Origin of the sequence: Arthrobacter oryzae (assembly GCF_037911235.1) — a bacterium.
GTDB lineage: Bacteria > Actinomycetota > Actinomycetes > Actinomycetales > Micrococcaceae > Arthrobacter > Arthrobacter oryzae_E.
This window is the reverse complement of sequence record NZ_JBBLYW010000044.1, coordinates 20,593-42,609: the sequence shown is the minus strand read 5'-3', so window position 1 is coordinate 42,609 and position 22,017 is coordinate 20,593. Positions and strand designations below refer to the sequence as shown.

The following is a 22,017-nucleotide window of genomic DNA, read 5'->3' as shown; positions in this document are numbered from 1 at the left end:
TCGGGGAGCAGTTCACGGGTGAGAGAGCGTCGCTGTTTAAGCTGCAGGAACTGAGAGAGCGTTTCCGGGTTACTTCGTGGCGCGCTGCCTGGAAACTTCGTACAGCGAGATGCCGACGGCCATGGAGGCGTTGAGCGATTCCATGGCGGAGTCGATCGGGATGGAGATGATCTGGTCGCAGTTTTCGCGGACCAGGCGGCTGAGGCCCTTGCCCTCGGATCCCACCACGATGCACACCGGTTCCTTGGCCAGGCTGAGATCCGGCAGCGAAACGTCGCCGTCGCCGTCCAGTCCCAGCACGTAGATGCCCATGTTCTTGAACGCCTTGAGCGTGTTGTTCAGGTTAGCGGCGCGTGCCACCGGGACCCGGACTGCCGCACCGGCGCTGGTCTTCCAAGCGGAGGCGGTGACGCCGACCGAGCGGCGCTCCGGCACGATGACGCCATGGCCGCTGAAGGCTGACACGGAGCGGATGATCGCACCGAGGTTGCGCGGGTCCGTGATGCCGTCCAGGGCGACAAAGAGCGGGGCGTTGGCAACGTGGCCCTTCTTCCAGCTTTCTACCGTTTCCTCGGCGAGCTCGTAGGCGTCCTGGTATTCGTAGGGCGGAATCTGCAGCACAAGGCCCTGGTGGATTGCATCGTCCGTCATCCGGTCCAGCTCGGGCTTGCCCGTTTCCAGCAGCGGAATGCCGCGTTCGGCCGCAAGTTTGAGGGACTCCTTGACGCGGTCATCCATTTCGATGCGGATGGCAACGTGGAGGGCCTTCGCGGGGATTCCGGCGCGCAGCGCTTCGACCACGGAGTTGCGCCCTGTGACGACTTCCTCCGTGGCACGGCCCTTCGGGCCTGAACGGGCACCCGCGCCGCGGGCTGCCCCCGGGCGCTTGGCGGCGGACCGCTCGGCGAGCTGCTTGTTCTTGTGGGCCTTGTGGTACGGGCGGTCTTCCGCTTTGGGAGTGGGCCCCTTACCTTCGAGGGCCTTTCGGCCGTGGCCACCCGTCCCGATGGTGGGGCCCTTCTTCGCTTTGACCGAGCGGCGACCGTTGTTGGCCATGAGTTTCACCCTTGCTTTGTTGAGTAAGTCTGACCTCCAGTCTACTGACTCAGGTTAAATCGCCGGCGCAGCGCGCGTGCCTGCCGGCTGGACTCCCTCAGCTCAGCCGCGCTTGAGGCTCCAGGTGGCACCGTCCGGACCGTCCTCGACGAGGACTCCCGCCGCCGCCAGCGTGTCCCGGATGGCGTCCGATGCCGCCCAGTCCTTGGTGGCCCGCGCCTGCGCCCGCGCTCCAAGCTGGGCGTCGATGAGCACGCCCAGGGCTGTGTCCGCCTGGTCGTCCCGGGCAGGGGCCGCGACATCGTTCAGGCCCAGGACGCGCAGCATGTCCGTGACGGAGTGCAACGCTGCCCGGGCTGCCGTGTTGTCGCCCGCAGTGAGGGCAGTGTTGCCGGCCCGCACCGTGTCGTGGAGGGCAGCCAGGGCCTGCGGAACGTTAAGGTCATCGTCCATGGCCGCGGCGAAGGCGTCCGGCACTGTGCCGTGGCTACCGAACAGCAGGCCGGCGCCGGAAACGTCCTCTGACAACGTCCGCACTGCCCGGGCGACGAAACCCTCAATCCGTTCCATCGCGGCGGCCGCCTCCTGCAGCGACGTGGGCTGGTAGTCCAGCACGGAGCGGTACTGCGCCTGGCCAAGGTAGTAACGCACCACCCGCGGCGAAGCGAGCTCCAGCATGTCCGCCGGGCTGACGGTGTTGCCGATGGACTTGGACATCTTTTCGCCCTGGTACGTCACCATGCCGTTGTGCATCCAGAAGTTGGCGAAGGGGTGCCCTGCCGCCTGGGACTGGGCCATCTCGTTTTCATGGTGGGGGAACCGGAGGTCCAGGCCGCCGCCATGGATGTCGAATTCGGTGCCGAGGTATCTGGTGACCATGGCCGAGCATTCCAGGTGCCAGCCCGGACGGCCGGCACCCCAGGGCGAAACCCAGCTGGCCGTCGTCGGCTCCCCTTCCTTGTGGCCCTTCCACAGCGCAAAGTCCCTCGGATCCTTCTTTCCCCGGGGGTCGGCGTCGGGAGCTCCCTGCATGTCATCGATCTTCTGGCGGGTGAGCGAGCCGTAGCGGTCCCACGAGCGGACGTCGAAGTAGACGTCGCCGGAGTCATTGAGGGCGGGGTAGGCGTGGCCGCGGTCGATCAGGCGCTGGATCAGGGCGTGCATTTCCGGAATGTGGCCGGTTGCCCGCGGCTCGTAGGTGGGGCGGGAAACGCCGAGCGTGTCGTAAGCCTTGAGAAACGCCTGTTCGTAGCGGTAGGCCAGCGCCCACCACTCTTCCTCGCGGATCTCGTCCGGGCCTTCCTCGAAGTCCGGTTCAAAGGAAAGGGCGGACTTGGCAAGAATTTTGTCGTCGATGTCCGTGACATTCCTGACGACGGTCACGCGGAACCCGCGGTACTCCAGCCAGCGGGTGAGCTGGTCAAAGGCGATGGCGGACCGGATGTGCCCCACGTGCGGCAGGCCCTGCACCGTTGCGCCGCAGTAGTACAGGCTCACCTTGCCCGGTATCAGAGGAACGAAGTCGCGGACTTCGGCGGATGCTGTGTCGTAAAAGCGCAGGGTCACCGCTCCAGATTAGCCGATGGCCCCTGCGGCAGGACCCACCAGCCCATTTGCACCTTTTTACTTGCAGACTTCGCCGATCTTGTTGTTCTGCTCGCTCAGCTGGGCTGTCTGGTCCGCGCTTTTGGTGCCCAGCGACGTAGCGGCGACCTTCTTCATGATGTCCGCCATTTTTTGGATGGGCTCGGCAACCTCCGGGGCCACCTTGTCCGCCACTTCCTGGTAATGCTTGGCAATCTGGTCAGCCTGCTGCTGCTCATTTCCGGTGGGCACGAAGGTATCGCCGTTGAGGAACTTGCAGCTTTCCTCGACGCTCATCTTCGGAGTGCCGCAGCCGCTCAGCAGCATCCCGGCAACCAGTACGACGGCGGCAAACGGCTTCTTCACGAGGGGTCTCCTGGAGTGTTGGGCAGAGGAATGGCTCCCTTAAGCCTAGGCGAAAGGCATGCCCTGCTTCAGCCCGCCCGGTACACCAGTGCGGTGGCGAGAGCGGAAATACCTTCCCCCCGGCCGGTGAAACCGAGTCGGTCGCTGGTGGTGGCGCTGACGCTGACGGGGGCGCCCGCCGCTGCGCTAAGGACAGCTTGGGACTCCTCCCGGCGCGGACCGAATTTTGGCCTGTTGCCCACGAACTGCACCGCGATGTTGCCGATTTCGAAGCCCTCAGCACGCACGATGCGGGCTGCCTCGGCGAGGAGGGTGACTCCGGAGGCACCCGCGAATTCCGGCCGGTCCGTTCCGAAATGCGTGCCCAGGTCGCCGATCCCGGCGGCCGAGAACAGTGCATCCGCCGCTGCATGGGCTACGGGGTCGCCGTCGGAGTGGCCCGCCAGGCCCTGCTCGCCCTCCCATAGCAGCCCTCCGAGCCACAGGGCGCGCGGATTGTCCGGGGTGGCAAAAGCGTGGACGTCAATCCCGATTCCGGTCCTGGGGATGATGGGAACGGCGGCCATGTCAGCCTTCCACCCAGCGGGCGCCCAACGGGCCTTCCAGCAGGCCCTCGGCAATGATGAGGTCCAGGGGTGTGGTGATCTTCAGTGACTGGCTGGCTCCGCGGACGGCATGGACGGGAACACCGAGCCGTTCCACGAGCATGGCGTCATCGGTTATCGCGGCGGCCTGGGCTTCGTCGAATCCTGCCGCCTCCCGGTGCGCCTTCATGAGTGTCTCAAGGTCGAATCCCTGCGGGGTCTGCACGGCCCGGAGCTTCTCCCGCGGAGCCGTGCCCACCACAACCTCCGGCGCGATACGGGCGTCTTCGTCACTCGTTGCTTCAACGGTCTTGACGGTGTCTACAACGGGTATTACCGGAATGACAGCCAACGCGCCAGCCGCCAGGGAGTCAACCACGCGATGGAAGACAGACTCCGGTGTCAGGGCGCGGGCAGCGTCATGGACCAGCACCGCCTGAGTGCCCTCTTCCAAGGCAGCCAAGGCTGCACGGACCGATTCCGTACGCGTAGCCCCGCCGTCGACGATCGTCAGGAGCGGCCCGCCGTCGGCGAGTTCGCTGGTGAAGTCATCGCACATCCGCCGGAGTGCGCCGTCATTCGGCGGCAACGCGACGCAAACCTGCTGCGCTACGCCGGAGGCGACTATCCCGCGCAGGGCATGCATCAGGATGGGTTCTCCGCCGAGGGGGACCCTTGCCTTGGGCATGCCATAACCGAGCCGCTGCCCTGATCCGGCCGCGACCAGTACGACGGCGACGACAGGGCGGGTGGCGTGGTCCCCGGCATCCGGCGCGGCTCCGGCGGAAATTTCTGTTGCAGTCATGGGCACAACACTACGTGGCCGGGCCCTTCCGGTGCCGGGCAAAATTCCGGATTTTGTCCAGAAAAGGGCAAAAAGAAACCCCGGCGGCTGGTGAGCCACCGGGGTTCAATTCTTAGGAAGCCAAGACTTCGTCGAGAACGCTTGCAGCCTTCTCTTCATCCGTCTTTTCAGCCAGCGCCAGTTCTGAAATCAGAATCTGGCGGGCCTTGGCCAGCATACGCTTCTCACCTGCGGAAAGGCCGCGGTCGTGATCCCGACGCCACAGATCGCGAACGACCTCTGCCACCTTGATGACGTCCCCGGAAGCAAGCTTCTCCAGATTTGCCTTGTAACGACGCGACCAGTTGGTAGGCTCTTCAGTGAACTCGGCCCGCAGCACGTCAAAGACATGCTCCAAACCTTCTTTGCCCACTACGTCACGAACACCAACAAGGTCAACGTTCTCTGCTGGAACTTCAATGGTCAGATCACCCTGGGCCACCTTGAGCTTGAGATACATTTTCTCTTCGCCCTTGATGGTGCGCATCTTGATTTCTTCAATTTTTGCTGCACCGTGGTGAGGGTAAACTACTGTCTCGCCGACCTCAAAAACCATGTGGACTTTCCCCTTTCCCGCAGACCAGTTTATCACGATTCAGGCATACAACTGGCACGGATCGGGGCCTCGAACCCAGTAAATACAAGGAAAATGGGGCCAATCCACCCCTCCAACCCCTTGACGGATGCGGATATTAGTGCATGGCGGGGGCTATGCCAAGGGCGTTGGGATGCAACTGGCCGGCCTGGTTCCGGGCAGCGCGGACGGGCACGCAGTGCTGCGGGAGGGCAAGTTTCCGGACGCTAATGTGTAGGCCCCGAATCCTTGTTTGAGACCGTTTGAGGATAGGCTATGGCTGAATAATGTTTCAAGACTCTCAAGGAGTGCGTGACGTGCGTTTCACTGCGATGAACCGGGGCCAGCGCGGCAAGCTGGCAATGGCAACGGCAGCACTTGCCATCGGCCTGCTGTCGGTGACTGGCTGCGGCTACATCAACGCCCAGCAGACCACAGAGCAGTACTCTGCCTCGGACGGGACCCGGGAAGATCTTGGCCCGCTCCAGATCCGCAACTTCATGATCGTCTCCGCCGGCGAGGACAAGCCGGGCCGCGTCATCGGCGCCGTCTACAACTCCTCGTCCAGCGACGTCAAGCTGACCATCAGCGGGGCGGCCGGCTCGCAGACGCAAGTGTCTGTGAAGCAGAATTCCTACACGCTGCTTAACGAATCGACGGATCCGGCGATCCTCAGCAGCACAGGAGCCATCCCGGGCTCCCTGTCCGACGTGACCATCTCCGAGGACGGCACCAACCAGACCGCCAAGGTCAAGGTTCCCGTCCTGGACGCCACGTTGCCCGAGTACAAGGAGTACCTGCCGGCAGGCAGCGAGCCCACCGTCACCGAGACCGCGACGCCGACCCCGACGAGCGGCGAAGGCCACTAGCACGCACAGCAGAAAGGAGGGCTCCCGCAGCGCGGGGGCCCTCCTTTCTGCATGTCCGGGTAAGCCCCGTCCGGCGAGTGCGCCCGTCCGGCGAGTGTGCCTAGGGCTCGAACTTGTAGCCGAGGCCGCGGACCGTCACGAGGTACCTCGGCGCCGACGGGTCCGGTTCGATCTTGCTGCGCAGCCTTTTGACGTGGACGTCGAGGGTCTTGGTGTCGCCCACGTAGTCCGACCCCCACACCCGGTCGATCAGCTGGCCGCGGGTCAACACCCGGCCGGAATTGCGCAGCAGCATCTCCAGCAGTTCGAATTCCTTCAGCGGCAGTGACACCTGTTCGCCGTCGACGCTCACCACATGGCGTTCGACGTCCATCCTCACCGGGCCGGCCTGGACCGTGTTGGTGATGAGCTCTTCCGGCTCGCCCTGCCGGCGGAGGACGGCCCTGACCCGGGCAACGAGTTCTCGGGACGAATACGGCTTGGTGACGTAATCGTCAGCCCCGAGCTCCAGTCCCACGACCTTGTCGATCTCGGCGTCCTTGGCAGTCAGCATGATCACAGGCACGGTGGAGCGCTGGCGCAGCTGCCGGCACACCTCAGTGCCTGACTGGCCGGGAAGCTGGAGGTCCAGGAGCACCAGGTCGGCGCCGTTCCGGTCGAACTCCGTGATGGCGTCCAAGCCGTTGTCCACGACTTCCACCTCGAATCCTTCCTTGCCCAGAAGGTAGGACAGAGGGTCGCTGAACGACTCCTCATCCTCGACTATGAGAATCCTGCTCAAGCGCTGGCTCCTTGTTCATGGACGCCGGTGGCGTCGTTACTGTGGGGTGAGGTGCTGCGGGCGGACGCTGCCGGCGCCGCGGGGGCGTCGCCGTCGTCCTGGCCCTCCATCTCAGGAAGCCTGATGGTGAACGTTGATCCTTGGCCGGGCTGTGACCACAGCGTCACTTCCCCGCCGTGGTTGGAGATCACGTGTTTCACGATGCTCAGGCCCAGTCCGGTTCCGCCGGTCTGCCGCGACCTGGCGGCATCCGCGCGGTAGAACCGTTCAAAGACCCGTTCCTGGTCCTCAGGGGACATGCCGTCGCCCTGGTCCGTGACCGAGATGGAGATCAGGCCTTCCTTGGCGCGCACGCCGATACCCACCCGGGTGTTCTCCGGCGAGTAGCGGATGGCATTGTCTATCAGGTTTCGCAGTGCCGTCACGAGCAGGTCCTGGTCGCCGTAGACCATGGCGTCCACCCGGCCGCCGACCACGATGGAGATGTTTTTGCTTTCCGCGGGCAGCTGCGAACGGTCAACGGCTTCAGTGACCACGGCGTTGATGTCCACGGGGTGTCCCTGCTGGGCCACGTTGGCACCCTGCAGCCGGGAGAGCTCAATGATGTCCTGGACCAGAGCGGCAAGCCGCGTCGATTCCTTCTGCATGCGCTTGGCGAAGCGGCGGACGGCCACTTCGTCGTCCGCCGATGATTCCAAGGCCTCTGCCAGCAGGGAGATGGCGCCCACCGGAGTTTTGAGTTCGTGGGAGACGTTGGCCACGAAGTCGTTCCGGATCTCCTCGGTGCGGGTGAGTTCGGTCCGGTCGTCCGCGAGCAGGAGGATGTATTCCTCGCCGAGCATGGCTGCCCGGACCTGGACGATGATGGTCCCCTGCCCGAGCGGACCGCGTGGCAGTTCGAATTGCTTTTCGAGGATGACGCCGTCGCGCCGCACCCTGGCCGTCATGTCGAGGAGCTGTTCGTGGACTACCGTGTGCCCGCGGACCAGGCCGAAGGCGTACGCCGCGGGACTCGCCCTCACGACGCCGTCGATCGCGTCCACCACTACGAAGGCACGGCCGACGACGGCAAGCACCTCCGCGGCGCCGGCAGGCAGCGCCGGTTCGTCGAACTCAACGTCCACCAGCTTGCGCTGTTGCTCGCTGACCCTGAACGCGAGCACGCCAAAGATGCCGAATGACAGGCCGATTAGGCCTGCGATGACACCGATGAGCATAGGATCCACCGCTCCAGCTTATGCTCTGCTTCGGGCGTCGAAGTCGAATCTGATGCGTTTCACCTACGGGTTCAGCTAACGTTCACCTATAGGTGCGTAACAGTTCACCGGCCGCTGACAGAGTAATTAGTTGGACTGCAGAGCGGTGACACGAAATCTGCCTCCTATCGCGTGGGAGGTGGGTTTCCAAGGAAAGGACGCGGAGTGCGTAAGGTTTTTCAGGAGGAGCTCACACAGGTGGGCGAGCAGCTCGTCGAGATTTCAAAGCTGGTCAGTGAGGCCATTTCCAAGGCAACGACTGCCTTCGAGGGGGCCGACGTCGACCTCGCCCAGGACGTCATCGCCGCTGACGCCAGAATCGATTTCCTGCAGAACAGCCTGGACGAGAGGGCCATCGACATTCTGGCCCTTCAGGGTCCCGTGGCCAGTGACCTCCGGATGATCGTTGGTTCACTGCGGATGAGTGCCTCGCTGGAGCGCATGGGAGACCTTGCCCGGCATATCGCCCAGCTTGCGCGGCTCCGGTACCCGGCCAACGTGATTCCGCCGCAGCTCGCAGACACCTTCAAGAGCTTCGCCGAGCAGGACCAGCTGATCGCCGACAAGCTCACCGAGCTTCTGGAAACCCGCAACCTGGAAGTAGCCCGCGACATCCTCAAGGCGAATGCCACTGTCAACGACCTTCACCTGAGCGTCTTCAAGGCAATCGCCCGCAGCGACTGGAACGAATCCCCGGCCACAACCGTGGACGTCGCCCTGGCAAGCCGCTACTTTGAGCGGTTCGCTGACCACGGCGTGTCAGTCGCCCAGAAGGTCACGTACCTGGTCACCGGCGCGTGGCACCCGCACAGCACCGAAATCAGCTGATTTCCTGCGGAGTTTTTGTCCAGATAACGGCCTTTTGAGGGCGTTTTGGCCGCGTTATCTGGACAAAAACTCCGGCGGTGGAGAATACGACGGCGGGCCGGTCACCTGAGGTGACCGGCCCGCCGTCGTTTTATACCTGCGACGTAGCCTTACTTCTTGCCCTGGTTGGCGACTGCCTTGATGGATTCGGCGGCGGCCTCGGGGTCGAGGTAGGTGCCGCCCGGGTTCAGCGGCTTGAAGTCATCGTCGAGGTCGTAGACCAGCGGGATGCCGGTGGGGATGTTCAGGCCGGCGATGGCTTCGTCGCTGATGCCGTCAAGGTGCTTGACGAGCGCGCGCAGGGAGTTGCCGTGGGCCGTGACCAGGACGGTCTTACCGGCCTTGAGGTCTTCCTTGATGTCCGATTCCCAGTAGGGCATCAGGCGGATGAGGACGTCCTTCAGGCACTCGGTGCGCGGCAGGGCGTCGCCCAGGTCCGCGTAGCGGGGGTCATGCGCCTGGGAGAACTCGCTGTTGTCGTCCAGGGGCGGCGGCGGGGTGTCGTATGAACGGCGCCATTCCATGAACTGCTCTTCACCGTATTCGGCCAGCGTCTGCGCTTTGTCCTTACCCTGCAGGGCGCCGTAGTGGCGTTCGTTCAGGCGCCAGTCGCGCTTGACGGGGATCCAGCCGCGGTCCGCCTTGTCCAGGGAAATGTTGGCCGTGTTGATGGCACGCTTCAGGAGGGAGGTGTAGAGGACGTCCGGGAGAACATTGTTCTCAACCAGGAGCTCGCCGCCGCGGGCTGCTTCCTCGCGGCCCTGGTCGTTGAGGTCAACATCCACCCAGCCGGTGAACAGGTTCTTGGCGTTCCATTCGCTGTGGCCGTGGCGCAGCAGAATCAGCTTGTAAGTCATGGTTTTCATCCTAGCCGAGCAGGTGGCGGCACTGCCGAGCGTTACATCGGGTGCACGGGCGGAACCAGAAATCCGGGCTAAGCGCGGCGGCGGGACGGTTAAGCTTGTCCGGTGGTGCAGAAAGCTGAACGGGTCGCCCCTGCCCGGACCGGAAAGGGGGCCGGCGGCGGAACCGGCGGCGCAGGCAGGACCGGCAAGCCGGTAGGCAACGTCACCCGCGGCACCACAAACCCCAACAGGATGCGGCGCCTGGACCGGTGGCTCACGGGGACGCAGGCCTGGCGGCTGCGCCGGGCATCCGACCCGCTGGTCGTCGACCTCGGCTACGGCGCCTCGCCGGCCACCGCCGTCGAACTGTTCGAGCGCTTGTCCGCGGTGCGCGCGGACGTCCGGGTGGCCGGGATAGAAATTGAGCCGGAGCGGGTCCGGGCGGCCAAAGCACTGGAACGGGCCGGGCTGAGCTTCCATGTGGGCGGATTTGAGATTCCCGTGCCCGGGCAGCCGGTGATGGTCCGTGCGTTCAACGTCCTGCGGCAGTACGAGGAAGCGGACGTTGAGGGCATCTGGGCGCTGGTCCGGGGCCGGCTCGGCCCGGACGGACTGTTCATCGACGGCACCTGCGACGAGATCGGACGGCGCGTGACGTGGGTGGCGCTCGACGCCTCCGGACCGCTGAGCCTGAGCATCTCCATGCGCTTCGGCGGTTTTGTGCTGCCCTCGGACATTGCCGAGCGGCTACCGAAGGCCCTCATCCACCGAAACGTGTCCGGCGAGAGAATCCACGGCTTCCTGCAGGCACTGGACAGGGCCTGGCTGGACGCCGCACCGCTGGCTGCCTTCGGGAACCGGCAACGGTGGACGGCCATGTGCCGGTCAATGCTCGACGGCGGCTGGCCCGTCCACGACGGACCTTCCCGCTGGCGGTTGGGAGAGTTAACGGTGAGCTGGGACGCTGTGGCGCCGTCCGCTTAGCGGCCGGCCGCCTGCCCGGGCAACCCGGCTACCAGGGCCCGTAAGGACCCATGTTGCGGCTGCCGCCGCGGCCGGCGTCCTTCACTGCGGGCCGCACGTCGGCGAGGTACACGGAAGCGGCGGTCACAGCGGCAAGTCCGAACAGGCCGAGCGGGCCGAGAAGGCCGCCGCCGCCCCCGCCGAAGACGGACAGGGCGCCGATGGCCAGGGCACCGCCGGTCAGGGCCAGCCAGAAGGTCTTGGTCCGCTTGGACACGGCCTCGAAGGCATTCGCCTTGTGGCGCAGGCAATCGAAGAAAGCCCACACCTCGATGCCAAGGGCGACGAGCGCCAGGATGAAGTACACCCAGTTCTCGACGAACATAATCAACTGTTTTCCGTCCACGTCCCCAGCCTAGCCGTCCAGAGCGTCCAGGGCCTGCTCCAAATCGGCCCAAAGGTCCTCGATGTTTTCGATCCCGACGCTCAGGCGGACCAGGTTGTCCGGTACGCTGACCGGCTCGGCCGCGTGGCGTCGTCGTCGTTCAATCAGGGACTCAACGCCGCCCAAAGAGGTGGCGGGAAGCCACAGCTGCAGGGCGCGGACCAGTTTGTCCGCCGCATCCGCACCGCTGAGTCCGCCGGCCGGGGCGATCTGGATGCACAGAACCGAACCGAAGCTCTTCATCTGTGACTTGGCGCGCTCGTGCCCGGGATCCGTTGGCAATCCCGGGAACCGGATGCTGTCGATCCTGGGGTGATTGCTCAACCGAGCGGCGAGGACGGCGGCCGACGCCTGGGAGCGTTCGATGCGCAGGGCCAGAGTCCGCAGCCCGCGCAGTGCAAGCCACGCCTCGAACGGCCCCGCGATGCCGCCGTGGATGATGCGGTGGTGCAGCAGGGTTGCGCGGATCCCGGCGTCCGAGGTCACCAGGGCGCCAAGGACGACGTCGGAATGTCCGGCCAGGTATTTGGTGACCGAGTGCAGGACGACGTCGGACCCCAGGCTCAGCGGCTGCTGGACCAGGGGCGTGGAAAAGGTGTTGTCAGTGACAACGACCGCGCCGGCCTCGTGTGCGGCAGCAGTCAGGGCCCGGATGTCCGCGATCCCGAGCATCGGGTTGGTGGGGCTTTCCAGCCAGAGCATGCTGGCGGCCTTGCCCTCGGCCGGCGCCAGCAGTGCTTTCACGGCATCCGTGTCCGCAATGTCCACGGTGCGGAGCTCGAACAGCCCCTTCTCCGCGAGTTCCGTGGCCATCACCAGGGAACCGGCATAGCTGTGCGAGGGCATAACCAGCACTCCCCCGGCCGGGATGAGGGACAGCGCCGAACTGACGGCGGCCAGGCCGGACGCGTAGAGCAGGCCCGGCAGGGACGCGCCCTCCAACTGACCCAGCGCTTCTTCGAACGGATCCCAGGTGGGATTGGAGTAGCGTCCATAGCCGCGGTCGCCGTCGGCGAGCGGCCCAGTGCCGAAGTAAGTGGAGGACAGGACGATGGGCTGGTTGACCGGCGCATCGCGTTTACGGGGCGGGCGGCCGGCGGCGACAACCACCGTTTCGGCCGACAGCGCGGCGGCCTGCTGTTCGGAAAGACTCATGGTCAAAGAGTACGTGGGAGGCCCGCAGCGCCGGAAAGGCGTTACGGCCGGGCACCTGCGGTGTCAGTGATTGTCGGTAGGCTGGTCTTGTGACTACCCAGAACCCCGGACTGTTCATCGCCTTCGAGGGCGGCGACGGCGCAGGCAAGTCCACGCAGGCCGCGGCGCTGGCCGGGGCCCTTGAATCGCGCGGCTTCACGGTGCTGCGCACCCGGGAGCCGGGCGGCACCCCGATCGGCGAAAAGCTGCGGTCCCTGGTGCTGGACCACGGCCACGGCCACATCGACGCCCGCACCGAAGCCCTGATCTTTGCCGCCTCCCGTGCGGCCCACGCTGACCAGGTCATCCTGCCGGCACTGGAACGCGGCGACATCGTGCTGACGGACCGCTACATTGACTCCTCGGTGGCCTACCAGGGCGCCGGGCGGGGGCTCGGCACCGCTGCCGTGCGCCAACTCAACGAGTGGGCCACGTCCGGCCTGCAGCCGGACCTTACAGTGCTGCTCGACGTCGAACCCGCGGTCGGCCGTCTCCGCCGCACTGCCGGCGACGCCGCCGAGGACCGGATGGAATCCGAGGCGGACGAATTCCACGCCAGGATCCGCACTGCGTTTCTGGACCTCGCCGCCGACCGCCCGGACCACTATCTGGTGCTGCCCGCGCGTCAGCCCGTCGCCGAGCTGGCCGGGCTCATCCTGGCGCGGGTGGACGCGCTGATCCTGTCGCGGCCGGTTTCCCCGCAGGTTTCCAGGGAAGGCGTGGCCCCGTGACCGTCTGGGATGACCTGCAGGGCCAGCCCGCCGTCGTCGCCCAGCTCCGCCAGGCCGCGCAGGGCGAGGGCCTGACCCATGCCTGGCTTTTTACCGGCCCGCCCGGGTCAGGCCGGTCCAACGCCGCGAAGGCCTTTGCCGCCGCCCTCAACTGCGACCAGGAGGACGTCACCAGGCGCGGCTGCGGCGAATGCGCGGCCTGCCGCACCATTCTGGGGGAAACGCATTCAGACGTGGTTTTCGTCCGCACCGAAAAGGTCACCATCACCATCGACGAAGCCCGTGACCTTGTGGCGACGGCGGGAAACCGCCCCTCGTCCGGACGGTGGCGGATCATCGTGGTGGAAGACGCCGACCGCATGGCGGAACGCACCACGAACGTCCTCCTTAAGGCCATTGAAGAGCCCACTCCCCGCACCGTGTGGATGCTGTGCGCGCCGTCACCGGCGGACGTCCTGGTCACCATCCGGTCCCGCTGCCGCCCGGTGGCGCTGCGGCTCCCGCCTGCTGCCGACGTCGCGGCCCTGCTGGTAAGGCGCGACGGCGTCGACCCCGCCCTGGCCGAACGCGCTGCCCGCGCGGCACAGAGCCACGTGGGCATTGCCCGCCGGCTGGCCCGTGACGAGGACGCCCGCGAACGCCGGATGGAAACCGTCCGGTTCCCGCTGGGATTGCGGGGCATCACCGCAGCGGTCCTGATGGCCGAAAAGCTGGTGAAGATCGCCACCGAGGAAGCCAACAGCTCCAATGAAGTGCGCGACGCCGAGGAAAAAGCAGCGCTCCTGGCCACGCTCGGCGCGCCGGAAAGCGGCACCCTGCCGCCTGCCATGAGGAGCCAGATCAAGCAGCTTGAGGACGACCAGAAGCGGCGCGCCAAACGCTCCATCACCGATTCCCTTGACCGGACGCTCACGGACCTGCTCTCCTTTTACCGCGACGTGCTGATCATCCAAATGGGGAACGCCGTAGAATTGGTGAACGTTGAACTTAGGAGCGAGCTGACGGAGTTTGCCGGGCGTTCCAGCGCAGAGGCAACGCTTGCACGGATGGATGCGATCAACAAGGCGCGTCAGAGAATCACCACCACAAACGTTGCGCCGTTGCTGGCCATCGAATCCATGGCCGCAAGCCTGATCTGATGCCGTCCCGATCCGACCCTTTCCGCTGATGTTTCCCCGAGCCCACGCCACTTCCCCCAAGGAGCCCTGCATGAAGCCTGCCCGACGCCTGCCCTCACGGTCACGGTCCGGATCGACGGCGGTCAAGGCAGCTGCCGGCTCCCTGGCCGTGCTGCTGGCGCTGACGGGCTGCACCCTGTTCGGCTCGTCCAACGGCGGATCGAACGGCAGCAGCACTGGCAAGGCCGATCCTTCGATCGCTCAGGCGGCTCCCGAAGAGCTCCGGAACTTCTACTCGCAGGAGGTGTCCTGGACGTCCTGCGAGGACAGTTTCCAGTGCGCCAAGATCAAGGTGCCCCTGGACTACAGCAAGCCCGACGGCGACAGCATCGAGATCGCGGCCCTCAAGATGCCTGCAGAAGGCCAAAAAACCGGCAGCCTGCTGGTCAACCCCGGCGGCCCGGGCGGGTCCGGGTACGACTTCGTCAAGGACGCGGGGGCGACGAACATTTCCAGTGAGGTCCGCGCCAAGTACGACCCGGTGGGCTTCGATCCCCGCGGGGTGAAGCGGTCCTCCCCGGTCACCTGCCTCACCGACCAGGAACGCGACGAGTCCCGGGCAAAGAACTATGACCTCAGCTCGGACGCAGGCCTGGCCGCCGCCGTGGCCGACAACAAGGCAACAGCGGCCAAGTGCGCCGAGAAGACGGGCCCGGTGCTGGCGCATGTGGACACTGTCAGCGCGGCCAAGGATCTGGACATCCTGCGCGCCGTGGTCAACGACGCCAAACTGAACTACCTGGGCTACTCCTACGGCACTTTCCTCGGATCCACCTACGCCTCGCTGTTCCCGGACAACGTGGGCCGCATGGTGCTGGACGGTGCGCTGGACCCTTCCCTCAGCAACGAGGAGCTCACCAGCGGCCAGGCCCGCGCCTTTGAGAAGGCCATCCGCGCCTACGTAGAGAAGTGCCTCGGGGACGACGGCTGCCCCCTGAGCGGAACCGTGGACAACGGCGTCCAGCAGATCCGCGACATCGTGGCGGCCGTCGACGCCAATCCCCAGCGCGCCCAGGACGGCAGGATGGTCACCGGCTCAGCGTTCGTCAGCGGCCTCATCCTGCCCCTTTACAACGACGACAACTGGCCGCTGCTGACCCAGGCGCTGGACGCGGCCCTCAAGGGTGACCCCTCGCCGATGTTGCGGCTGGCGGACTTCGGCGCCGACCGGGATCCGAGCGGCAAATACACGTCCAACAGTGCCTTTGCCTTCAACGCCATCAACTGCCTGGACTACCCCATGGTTAGCGATCCGGCTGCTATGCGGGCCGAAGAGCAGAAGCTGCGGCAGGACTCCCCCACCCTGGGCTACTTCTTCGCCTACGGCGGCACCAACTGCCAGGACTGGCCGCACAAGAGCACGCGCACACCGGCACCCGTGGAGTACCCGGGCTCGGCCCCGATTGTAGTGGTGGGCACCACCGGCGATCCGGCGACCCCGGTGGAATGGGCCGGCGCCCTGCGCAAGCAGCTGGGCAACGCCTCCCTGGTGACGTGGGAGGGCGAGGGCCACACCGCCTACGGCCGCGCGAACAGCTGCGTCACCGATGCGGTGGACGGCTACCTCCTGACCGGCGAGGCACCGGCGGATAACACGAAGTGCTAGGCCGGCCGGCGGCCGGGCTCGGCGTAACAGGCTAGACGGACCGGGGCTCCAGCAGCACCGGCAGATCGCGGATGGACTGCACGACGGCGGTGGCCCCCGCCGCGCGCAGCGCGTGCTCCCCGTGTGCCCCGGTGAGGACGCCTGCCACCGTGGTGGCGCCGGCCCGGAGTCCTGACTGGATGTCCGCACAGCTGTCCCCCAGCACAGCCACCTTCCGGACGTCGTCCACGTCCAGGGCAAGGACCGCCGTCAGGATCATGTCCGGGTACGGCCGGCCCCGCCCTGCGTCGGCCGGGCAGAGGCTGAGGTCCGCCAGCCCCATCCAGCCAAGGCTCTCCAAAACCATGTTCTGGGTGTGGCGTCCGAAGCCGGTGGCCAGGCAGACCATGATCCCGGCCTCGCGGAGCCAGCCAATGGCGTCCTCTGCACCGGGAACTGCCTGGATGACGCCGTCCGCTATCAGCTCATCGCAGCTGCGTTCGAAGTAGGTGTTGGCTGCGGCGGCACGGTGCTGGTCCTCAAACAGGTGGCTGAAGACACCGAGCTTCGACATGCCTGCAGTGTCCCTGGCGTAGCGAAGCATCCGCTCGAACTGTTCCGAGCCTTCCTCGACCCCCTGGTCCGCCAGGGTGAGGGTCATGGCGCGCTCGAGGAGGCCGCCGTCGAACACTGTAGTTCCCACCATGGCCAGCACGGCAAGCTCGACGTCGTGGGGGGCGTCCGGCGGCAGCGTGCGGTGCAGTGCGGGTACGGCTTCGCGAGCAGATGCGGCTGCTTGTGCGGACGTGTCCGCGGTGTCCGGAGTCATGGAAAAGCCCCTTCGCTGGCACGCAGCCGCCGACGCGGCCGCGTTTGGTCGTTCCACAGTGCAAGCCCTCCGGGACACCCCGCTGAACCCGCATCGACCGCAGGGTGAACATCCAGACAACGTCCGCCACGGCAATCTTCGGGGCCGCCGAACCGCTCATTTTGACCCGGGCAAGGGACTCTATTACAGTTGTCTCTTGCATGATCCGCCCGGTTCTTCCGGGAGTTTTTGTGCGGTGCTTCCTTAGCTCAGTCGGTAGAGCGTTTCACTCGTAATGAAAAGGTCATCAGTTCGATTCTGATAGGAAGCTCGGGAAGAACCCCGTGTTGTCGCTGGTTCGGCGATGATGCGGGGTTTTTTACTGGTTTCGTTAGGACCTCGATCTGAGGCCAGGGCACACTCATGGCAACACTTTGAACTGCGTCCGTAAATTTTGTGCGATCGGCGGGACGCGATCGTAGCCCTGCCCCAGTAGACGTTCCGCCGTCGGAGCAGACCACTGTGGGACGAGTTCAATTCCGAGCGATCGTGATGATGAGCGGCGACGAAGACTACGACGCCGACCACGTCGAGAAATACCTGCGAGTGACCGCCACCTGCGGCTTCCGGCCCCCTGCGGTTCCCGGCCGCGGTGGCGTAATATCTGCCCCGCGTGGCGGAGTCACCTGCACCTCGCCGAGCCTCTGCCGTTTGATCACTGCATGGCAAGCGAACGGGTTTATGACCTGCGGGACAAGGAAGTTGTCTTCACCCGGTACCGGGTTATCGGAGACTACGACTGGTCGTGGACTATGAAGTTGCCGGAAGTGACCGGGATGTTCTCAACGAAGTTCGTGGCACAGAAGCCATTGGTGAGCGCGTCCGCGGGCCCTAGGGTAGATAAGCCGAAGACAGCTGTATCCGGCACACTGGGATTTCCCTGCCCGCCGTCCGTCACGCGCACCAAAATGGTTCTGCCGACGGTACCCTCGGGGCCTTGTGTGACCGTGCCTACAACAACGCCGCGGCTGCCGTCAGCGTTCACGCAGAATGCCTCGGCCTCTAAGCTGGCGGGCGGGTTGTTGCTTGGCGCATCCGTGACCGACAGAGTCCCTGCGGCGTCCAGCCCGATCCCGGGCGAGGCGTCGCTTGCAGCGACTCTGATGGTGGTGTCGCTGAACGATCCGGGCCCTTGTGCTCGGAAGGTTCCCTTTCCGAGGACCTGGTCCGGCGCCGCGGCGTAGGCCGGGCCGGTGAACGTTGTGGCGGCGACGAGTGCCGACAAGGGTAGGACCAGTAGAAGCGGGATTTTTTGCACTTTGGATTCCTCCGTTTGCTGGTGCGCACTGCGCACGGTGGGTACCGGCGGGACTCAGCACGACGCGCGAAGTGCCCGCGGTGTTTCGGGACATTGCCCTGACGAACCAGGGTTTGAGATGCGGCGCTAATGAGATGCCAGATGGTCGTGTGATGCCTTGCGGCAGTCAGGGAGCTGCCGGGTCAACGAATGAGACCTGGGCGACGTACTGCTGGAAAAGCTTGAGTGCGTCCTCCGGGTTGAGGTATCCAAGTTGCAATGCCACCTGCAGGGCCCGGAGTTGGGCGAGGCACGTTTCGGCGGATGTTACTTTGGTGGCGACTGAGTGGGAGCTGGCAAGGTTGGCGGCCAAGGCTGCAGCGCCCGACAAGAGGACCGCGGCCAGACAGAGAAGTTGCCATACCGTTGACGACTCCTGCAGGGAGAACACTTTCTGCAGGGCTGAGGTGAACTTAGTCCCGCCGAAGGCAGGACCGGCTGTCAGGATAGCTGCCAGGACGCTGCCCCAGACGGTGAAGTTCACGAGCCGGTTCCGGCGCGGCCGTTCCCGGCGTAGATAGGCGCCGATTGCGGCCTCCTGCACTCCAATTCGGTCGGACAATTTCTGGCGGGCTTCTGTCGGTTTCATTTTCTCTATCAGCTTTCCATCGGGAATGGGTCGGTGATCGCTAGTACTCATGCAGGGATCATGAGTCCGTGGCCTGTGACGAACATGAAAGGTTCCGTCCTTGTGGCCTGGGCCCACAGCGCACCGGGCCTGAGTGCCTTCCAATCGGCCTCAAGAAACCCTTATGGCCTGGGTAATTCCTCTCGCCGTCCGGATATGGAACGGAGGGGAGCCTGAATGCCCGTCTCTGACGCCTCAGAGTGGCAGAGGGTGGCGAAGGACTCCGTGGGCTTGTCCCCGTCCGGACAGGATGCGGCAACATTCGAGGGCGTCGATTTCGAGCCACCCGCCGTCTGACCCACCTTTTCTGGTGAACGTACCGCCGGCCGGTCCGGTCAGTCTTAGGGCGAACGGCTCGCTGTGCAGGGTGGCCCATTCGGCGATGATGTCCGCTACGATCCGGCCATCGTGGTCTCGGGTCGGCTCCATCGGCATGCCAGCGGCCCGGCACACGTCAATGCGGTGCATCCACACGTCGCGGGTAAACCCAATGCCGAACAGGTAGCCCAGCGGCTGCCAACCGAGGTCGACTCCACCCACGCTGCCCAAAGGCAGCACCGGCAGCTTGCGGACAAGGACGGGCATCCGTTGGCGGGCCTTGAGAGCAGCGGCGGACGCCCGCTCCCAGCGGGCTGGGATGTCATCCGGCGTCAGTTGGCCCCTCTCTCGGAGCTGGGCTTCATTGAGTCCATCAACCCAGTGGTGGCCACCACTCTCGGAAATGAGTCTGCGCCCTTGCCACAGCTGGCGCAGGAACTCCACGGGCGAAGCCTGGGCCTCCGCGGAGGCAGTGACGTGGACGGCGACATCGCGCACCGTCCAGCGCGGGCAGTCTGTCGCCTTCTGCCAGTCAGCTGAACCTAACTGCGTAAGGAGCGCAAGGAACCGCCGGTTTTCATCAGCCGCGAGCTGCATGGCTTCGTTATGGACAATCCGGTGGACCGTCGCGACGTCGGTCGGATGGTCTTCTGCAGGCATGATGATCCCTGCCTTCTCGTAGGTCCGGCCCCTTAGGTCCGGGTCCGTTAGGTCCGGCTCCGTCGGTCCAGATGGTCGAAAAACATATCCAGCACGGTGTCCAGTTGTGAGACCCACCGGTCGCCGCCCGGGTCGTTGGCGAGCTGTTGGCTGGCCAGTCCGGCGACGAGGGCGGTAAAAATGTCCACATCCGCGGGTGCTGTCACGCCGGCGTCGGCGAGTTTTCGCACGTACCGGTGCTGCATCTGCAGCGCGGGTGCGTACGCATCGGCGGAGGGTTCATAACCGGGGATGGTGCGTTGGAAGATGAGCTGGCTTTGCGTCGGGTTGGAGACACCGAACTGCAGTACCGTACGGGCAACCAGCCTGGCGCCATCCCGCGGCGAGGCCGGATAGTCCGCCTGTTCTATCTGGTGAAGCAGGCTGCTGGCCGCCTGAGCGAACATCGCGTCGATAAGAGCGTTCTTGGAAGCGAAATAGGAATAGAGGGAAGGCTGACGAAGCCCCACACGGCGGGCAACTTCTGTCAGCGATATGGCGGACAGGCCGCGGTTTTCGGCCTCGGCCCATGCCGCCTCGATGATTTCGTCTCGCCGGGCCGCGTGCCGTCCCGGCCTGGGATCCTGCGGTTTGACCTTGGCTTCCACAGGACCCCTCCTGGAATTTCTAGTACTTAAAAGGGTAAGCGCAAGATTCCAATTGTCAATAGTTTTCCTAGAGCCTATTGGAAAACTATGAACTCCGTCTCCCTACCAGCTCGTCGGCCGCGGTGGGCAAGAAGCTAGCGGAGTCCTTCAGTAGCCGTACTTGTTGACCACAATCTGCACAATGTTGGTGTCGTCGGCCTGGCCGTAGTCAGTGATCGTGGTGCGTACGTTCCAGCCATCAATGACCCCAACAGCCCGGCAGCTCAGTCCGCCCGCGTTGAAGCGGGGGTTCCGCACGCACGCGTCAAACTCCCGTGGGATCAAACCCACCTGCTGAACGTACCGCTCCAGGTCACCCTCCCTGTACTTCCAGTGAGTGTCCCAGCGGTATGCATACTGGGAGCAAGGCCCATCAAGAGGAACGCAAAAAGCCCCGCCCGCCGGAGGCTGGGTTCTTAGGTTCCCCCATCCAGGCCCGGGTTGTAGGCGGTCGGCAATCGACTAGAGCTCAGCGACGATCTGGTCGCTCTTCCACGACGCCCAGAGGAAGAAGGCAGTAACAAAGACGACCGTGCCCGCCAGCACCACGAGCCATACTTTGCGGCTCCTGCTCGTTCTCTTCCTGCTCCCCACAGCGCACCTTCAGTTTCAGTCCCGGATTTTGTCCTCGAGATAGCCGGCAACCCATTCTTGGAGCCGGTCGGTGCTCCAAGTGACGGTGGCGACGAGGAGCACTTCGCGGTCCTCGCGGATAACGCGGGTGATGCCAACTTCCTTCCCGAGGTCCTTGACCATACGGCCCACTACCCGGTTGTGCTCGTGGCCGATGTCCTCCCGCAGTGACACCTCAAGCTCCCGGCCGCGGAGCTCGTCATCGCCCAGGTCTTCAACCTCAACGAGCGGCTCGTCCCCGGCCACCTCCTCATCAGCTGGTTGGTCGTCCCGGTTCAACCGCTCGATGAGTCTGCGGGCGTACTCGGCCATGGTGTCATCCGGGGACTCGCGAAAACCGGTGAGGTTGCCGTGGGAGTGGACCGACGGCAGTCCCGGCAAGAAGTTGTGGTCCTCTCCCGCGCCGCTGACCAGGACAGGATGGTTGTTGAGGTGGTAGCGCTTGATGCGGTGGCGGGCGATCTCCCACCGTGCCTGGGGCGCACGCTCCTGCACTATTGCCCCGAGGTAGGACACGAGCCCGTCCAGCAGGAGCAGCGACTCCAGGGACATGGTTTTCTGTTCCTCGTACATGTACTTTGCCCAGGAGGGCCACACCTCCCGCGGGACGGATCCAGGAGCCGTGGCGCCCGGATCCTCCGCGCGCGTTAGATGCGACAGGATCCAGCGCCAGAGAGGAACCAGGCTCTCGATGGAGCCGTCCAGAAAGGTGGCCGGGTCCTGGCCGTCGGCCCTCAATGCCTCACGCAGCCTCTCCAGTGCAGGCCCGCGCTCATCCAGATACTCCCGAAAGGCGGCCCCAGACTTGGCTTTGGTCATGTTGATGTAGTCGACGTACTGAGCCATGACATCCCCCTTTTTTACGGCCACAGCATACCGGGGAGCTTACCGGTCACCCGGGGATGCTGAAGAAGCTCGTCGGATCGTCAGCGCCCAGGAGGTCGTGGTGGAACACGATGGCGTCCACCGGTCGGGTGTCCACGAACAGTACTGCAACTGTCCGAGAGTGGACCACTGTGTAGCGGATCAGGTCTTCCACCCAGGAATGGATCCCGGTGTACTCCTGGACGTCCAGCCCGTCACGGAGCAAGCCCCGTTCCTCGAGCAGGTCATAGACAACATTCCAGGCGAGATCCATCAGTTCATGGATCGCCGCCTCCACTGTTGGAGCCGTCATGAGTCCATGGTCCTCTTGGGCACTGACA

At 65.0% G+C, this 22,017-nt stretch carries 26 protein-coding genes and 1 tRNA gene; 7 read left to right on the top strand and 20 right to left on the bottom strand.

The features are described 5' to 3' along the window. Window positions 1-69: 69 nt before the first annotated feature. From rlmB to WMN78_RS13270, 6 genes are all read right to left on the bottom strand, one after another. The gene (rlmB, locus tag WMN78_RS13295; protein ID WP_340534183.1) at window positions 70-1,056 is read right to left on the bottom strand and encodes a 23S rRNA (guanosine(2251)-2'-O)-methyltransferase RlmB; all 987 of its coding nucleotides are present in this window, start codon (window positions 1,054-1,056) and stop codon (window positions 70-72) included. Window positions 1,057-1,158: 102 nt separating this feature from the next. Further along, a complete protein-coding gene (gene cysS / locus WMN78_RS13290; protein ID WP_340534182.1) occupies window positions 1,159-2,622 on the bottom strand; it encodes a cysteine--tRNA ligase in 1,464 nt (487 codons plus the stop codon). 57 nt (window positions 2,623-2,679) lie between these two features. Continuing rightward, window positions 2,680-3,006 carry a hypothetical protein gene (locus tag WMN78_RS13285; RefSeq protein ID WP_340534181.1) on the bottom strand — a complete coding sequence of 109 codons (327 nt, stop codon included), beginning with the start codon at window positions 3,004-3,006 and terminating at the stop codon, window positions 2,680-2,682. A 68-nt stretch (window positions 3,007-3,074) separates the two neighbouring features. After that, window positions 3,075-3,572, bottom strand: a complete 498-nt coding sequence (gene ispF / locus WMN78_RS13280) for a 2-C-methyl-D-erythritol 2,4-cyclodiphosphate synthase (protein ID WP_340534180.1) — start codon at window positions 3,570-3,572, stop codon at window positions 3,075-3,077. Between the two features lies 1 nt (window position 3,573). Beyond that, window positions 3,574-4,395, bottom strand: a complete 822-nt coding sequence (gene ispD / locus WMN78_RS13275; protein WP_340534179.1) for a 2-C-methyl-D-erythritol 4-phosphate cytidylyltransferase — start codon at window positions 4,393-4,395, stop codon at window positions 3,574-3,576. Between the two features lie 112 nt (window positions 4,396-4,507). Next, window positions 4,508-4,990, bottom strand: a complete 483-nt coding sequence (locus WMN78_RS13270) for a CarD family transcriptional regulator (RefSeq protein ID WP_011690592.1) — start codon at window positions 4,988-4,990, stop codon at window positions 4,508-4,510. A 350-nt stretch (window positions 4,991-5,340) separates the two neighbouring features. On the opposite strand from WMN78_RS13270, the gene WMN78_RS13265 reads away from it, so the two are divergent. Beyond that, window positions 5,341-5,877, top strand: a complete 537-nt coding sequence (locus tag WMN78_RS13265) for a hypothetical protein (RefSeq protein WP_340534186.1) — start codon at window positions 5,341-5,343, stop codon at window positions 5,875-5,877. A gap of 100 nt (window positions 5,878-5,977) precedes the next feature. Here the strand turns inward: WMN78_RS13265 and WMN78_RS13260 are convergent, their stop codons facing one another. Together WMN78_RS13260 and WMN78_RS13255 are read right to left on the bottom strand one after the other, a co-directional pair. Further along, complete coding sequence (locus WMN78_RS13260) at window positions 5,978-6,658, bottom strand: response regulator transcription factor (protein WP_043478332.1); 681 nt, start codon at window positions 6,656-6,658, stop codon at window positions 5,978-5,980. Further along, on the bottom strand, window positions 6,655-7,875 hold the full coding sequence (locus WMN78_RS13255) for a sensor histidine kinase (protein WP_340534185.1): 1,221 nt from the start codon (window positions 7,873-7,875) through the stop codon (window positions 6,655-6,657). Before WMN78_RS13255 ends, WMN78_RS13260 begins: the two co-directional genes overlap by 4 nt. 204 nt (window positions 7,876-8,079) lie before the next feature. Here WMN78_RS13255 and phoU point away from each other — a divergent pair, with 204 nt between their 5' ends. Continuing rightward, window positions 8,080-8,742 carry a phosphate signaling complex protein PhoU gene (phoU, locus tag WMN78_RS13250; protein WP_340534178.1) on the top strand — a complete coding sequence of 221 codons (663 nt, stop codon included), beginning with the start codon at window positions 8,080-8,082 and terminating at the stop codon, window positions 8,740-8,742. A gap of 149 nt (window positions 8,743-8,891) precedes the next feature. Here phoU and WMN78_RS13245 read toward each other — a convergent pair whose 3' ends face one another. After that, a complete protein-coding gene (locus tag WMN78_RS13245) occupies window positions 8,892-9,638 on the bottom strand; it encodes a phosphoglyceromutase (protein ID WP_340534177.1) in 747 nt (248 codons plus the stop codon). A gap of 111 nt (window positions 9,639-9,749) precedes the next feature. On the opposite strand from WMN78_RS13245, the gene WMN78_RS13240 reads away from it, so the two are divergent. Further along, window positions 9,750-10,610, top strand: coding sequence for a class I SAM-dependent methyltransferase (locus WMN78_RS13240; RefSeq protein WP_340534176.1), 861 nt, complete (start codon window positions 9,750-9,752; stop codon window positions 10,608-10,610). 28 nt (window positions 10,611-10,638) lie between these two features. Here the strand turns inward: WMN78_RS13240 and WMN78_RS13235 are convergent, their stop codons facing one another. Then, window positions 10,639-10,995 carry a DUF2516 family protein gene (locus WMN78_RS13235; RefSeq protein WP_305939783.1) on the bottom strand — a complete coding sequence of 119 codons (357 nt, stop codon included), beginning with the start codon at window positions 10,993-10,995 and terminating at the stop codon, window positions 10,639-10,641. A gap of 9 nt (window positions 10,996-11,004) precedes the next feature. Continuing rightward, the gene (locus tag WMN78_RS13230; RefSeq protein WP_340534175.1) at window positions 11,005-12,189 is read right to left on the bottom strand and encodes an aminotransferase class I/II-fold pyridoxal phosphate-dependent enzyme; all 1,185 of its coding nucleotides are present in this window, start codon (window positions 12,187-12,189) and stop codon (window positions 11,005-11,007) included. 89 nt (window positions 12,190-12,278) lie between these two features. Here WMN78_RS13230 and tmk point away from each other — a divergent pair, with 89 nt between their 5' ends. The 3 genes from tmk to WMN78_RS13215 all read left to right on the top strand — a co-directional run bounded on the left by tmk (window position 12,279) and on the right by WMN78_RS13215 (window position 15,743). Then, a complete protein-coding gene (gene tmk / locus WMN78_RS13225) occupies window positions 12,279-12,959 on the top strand; it encodes a dTMP kinase (protein ID WP_340534174.1) in 681 nt (226 codons plus the stop codon). Beyond that, entirely contained in the window at window positions 12,956-14,098 is a 1,143-nt protein-coding gene (locus WMN78_RS13220; protein WP_340534173.1) for a DNA polymerase III subunit delta', read from the top strand. The genes tmk and WMN78_RS13220 overlap by 4 nt, the downstream gene beginning before the upstream one ends. Before the next feature lie 70 nt (window positions 14,099-14,168). After that, a complete protein-coding gene (locus WMN78_RS13215; RefSeq protein WP_340534172.1) occupies window positions 14,169-15,743 on the top strand; it encodes an alpha/beta hydrolase in 1,575 nt (524 codons plus the stop codon). Between the two features lie 31 nt (window positions 15,744-15,774). Here the strand turns inward: WMN78_RS13215 and WMN78_RS13210 are convergent, their stop codons facing one another. Beyond that, window positions 15,775-16,551 carry an HAD family hydrolase gene (locus WMN78_RS13210; RefSeq protein WP_340534171.1) on the bottom strand — a complete coding sequence of 259 codons (777 nt, stop codon included), beginning with the start codon at window positions 16,549-16,551 and terminating at the stop codon, window positions 15,775-15,777. A gap of 237 nt (window positions 16,552-16,788) precedes the next feature. Between WMN78_RS13210 and WMN78_RS13205 the strand changes: the two genes are divergently transcribed. Next, window positions 16,789-16,861, top strand: a tRNA-Thr gene (locus WMN78_RS13205). Between the two features lie 462 nt (window positions 16,862-17,323). On the opposite strand, the gene WMN78_RS13200 is transcribed toward WMN78_RS13205, so the two are convergent. From WMN78_RS13200 to WMN78_RS13165, 8 genes are all read right to left on the bottom strand, one after another. Continuing rightward, on the bottom strand, window positions 17,324-17,848 hold the full coding sequence (locus WMN78_RS13200) for a hypothetical protein (RefSeq protein WP_340534170.1): 525 nt from the start codon (window positions 17,846-17,848) through the stop codon (window positions 17,324-17,326). A gap of 166 nt (window positions 17,849-18,014) precedes the next feature. Continuing rightward, window positions 18,015-18,476, bottom strand: coding sequence for a hypothetical protein (locus tag WMN78_RS13195; protein WP_340534169.1), 462 nt, complete (start codon window positions 18,474-18,476; stop codon window positions 18,015-18,017). A 234-nt stretch (window positions 18,477-18,710) separates the two neighbouring features. Continuing rightward, complete coding sequence (locus tag WMN78_RS13190; RefSeq protein ID WP_340534168.1) at window positions 18,711-19,493, bottom strand: maleylpyruvate isomerase family mycothiol-dependent enzyme; 783 nt, start codon at window positions 19,491-19,493, stop codon at window positions 18,711-18,713. A gap of 47 nt (window positions 19,494-19,540) precedes the next feature. After that, complete coding sequence (locus tag WMN78_RS13185) at window positions 19,541-20,140, bottom strand: TetR/AcrR family transcriptional regulator (RefSeq protein WP_340534167.1); 600 nt, start codon at window positions 20,138-20,140, stop codon at window positions 19,541-19,543. A gap of 147 nt (window positions 20,141-20,287) precedes the next feature. After that, window positions 20,288-20,470 carry a hypothetical protein gene (locus tag WMN78_RS13180; protein ID WP_340534166.1) on the bottom strand — a complete coding sequence of 61 codons (183 nt, stop codon included), beginning with the start codon at window positions 20,468-20,470 and terminating at the stop codon, window positions 20,288-20,290. Between the two features lie 171 nt (window positions 20,471-20,641). Next, window positions 20,642-20,773, bottom strand: coding sequence for a hypothetical protein (locus WMN78_RS13175; RefSeq protein ID WP_340534165.1), 132 nt, complete (start codon window positions 20,771-20,773; stop codon window positions 20,642-20,644). Window positions 20,774-20,788: 15 nt separating this feature from the next. After that, on the bottom strand, window positions 20,789-21,658 hold the full coding sequence (locus WMN78_RS13170) for a hypothetical protein (protein WP_340534164.1): 870 nt from the start codon (window positions 21,656-21,658) through the stop codon (window positions 20,789-20,791). A 46-nt stretch (window positions 21,659-21,704) separates the two neighbouring features. After that, complete coding sequence (locus WMN78_RS13165) at window positions 21,705-21,989, bottom strand: hypothetical protein (protein WP_340534163.1); 285 nt, start codon at window positions 21,987-21,989, stop codon at window positions 21,705-21,707. Between the last annotated feature and the right edge of the window lie 28 nt (window positions 21,990-22,017).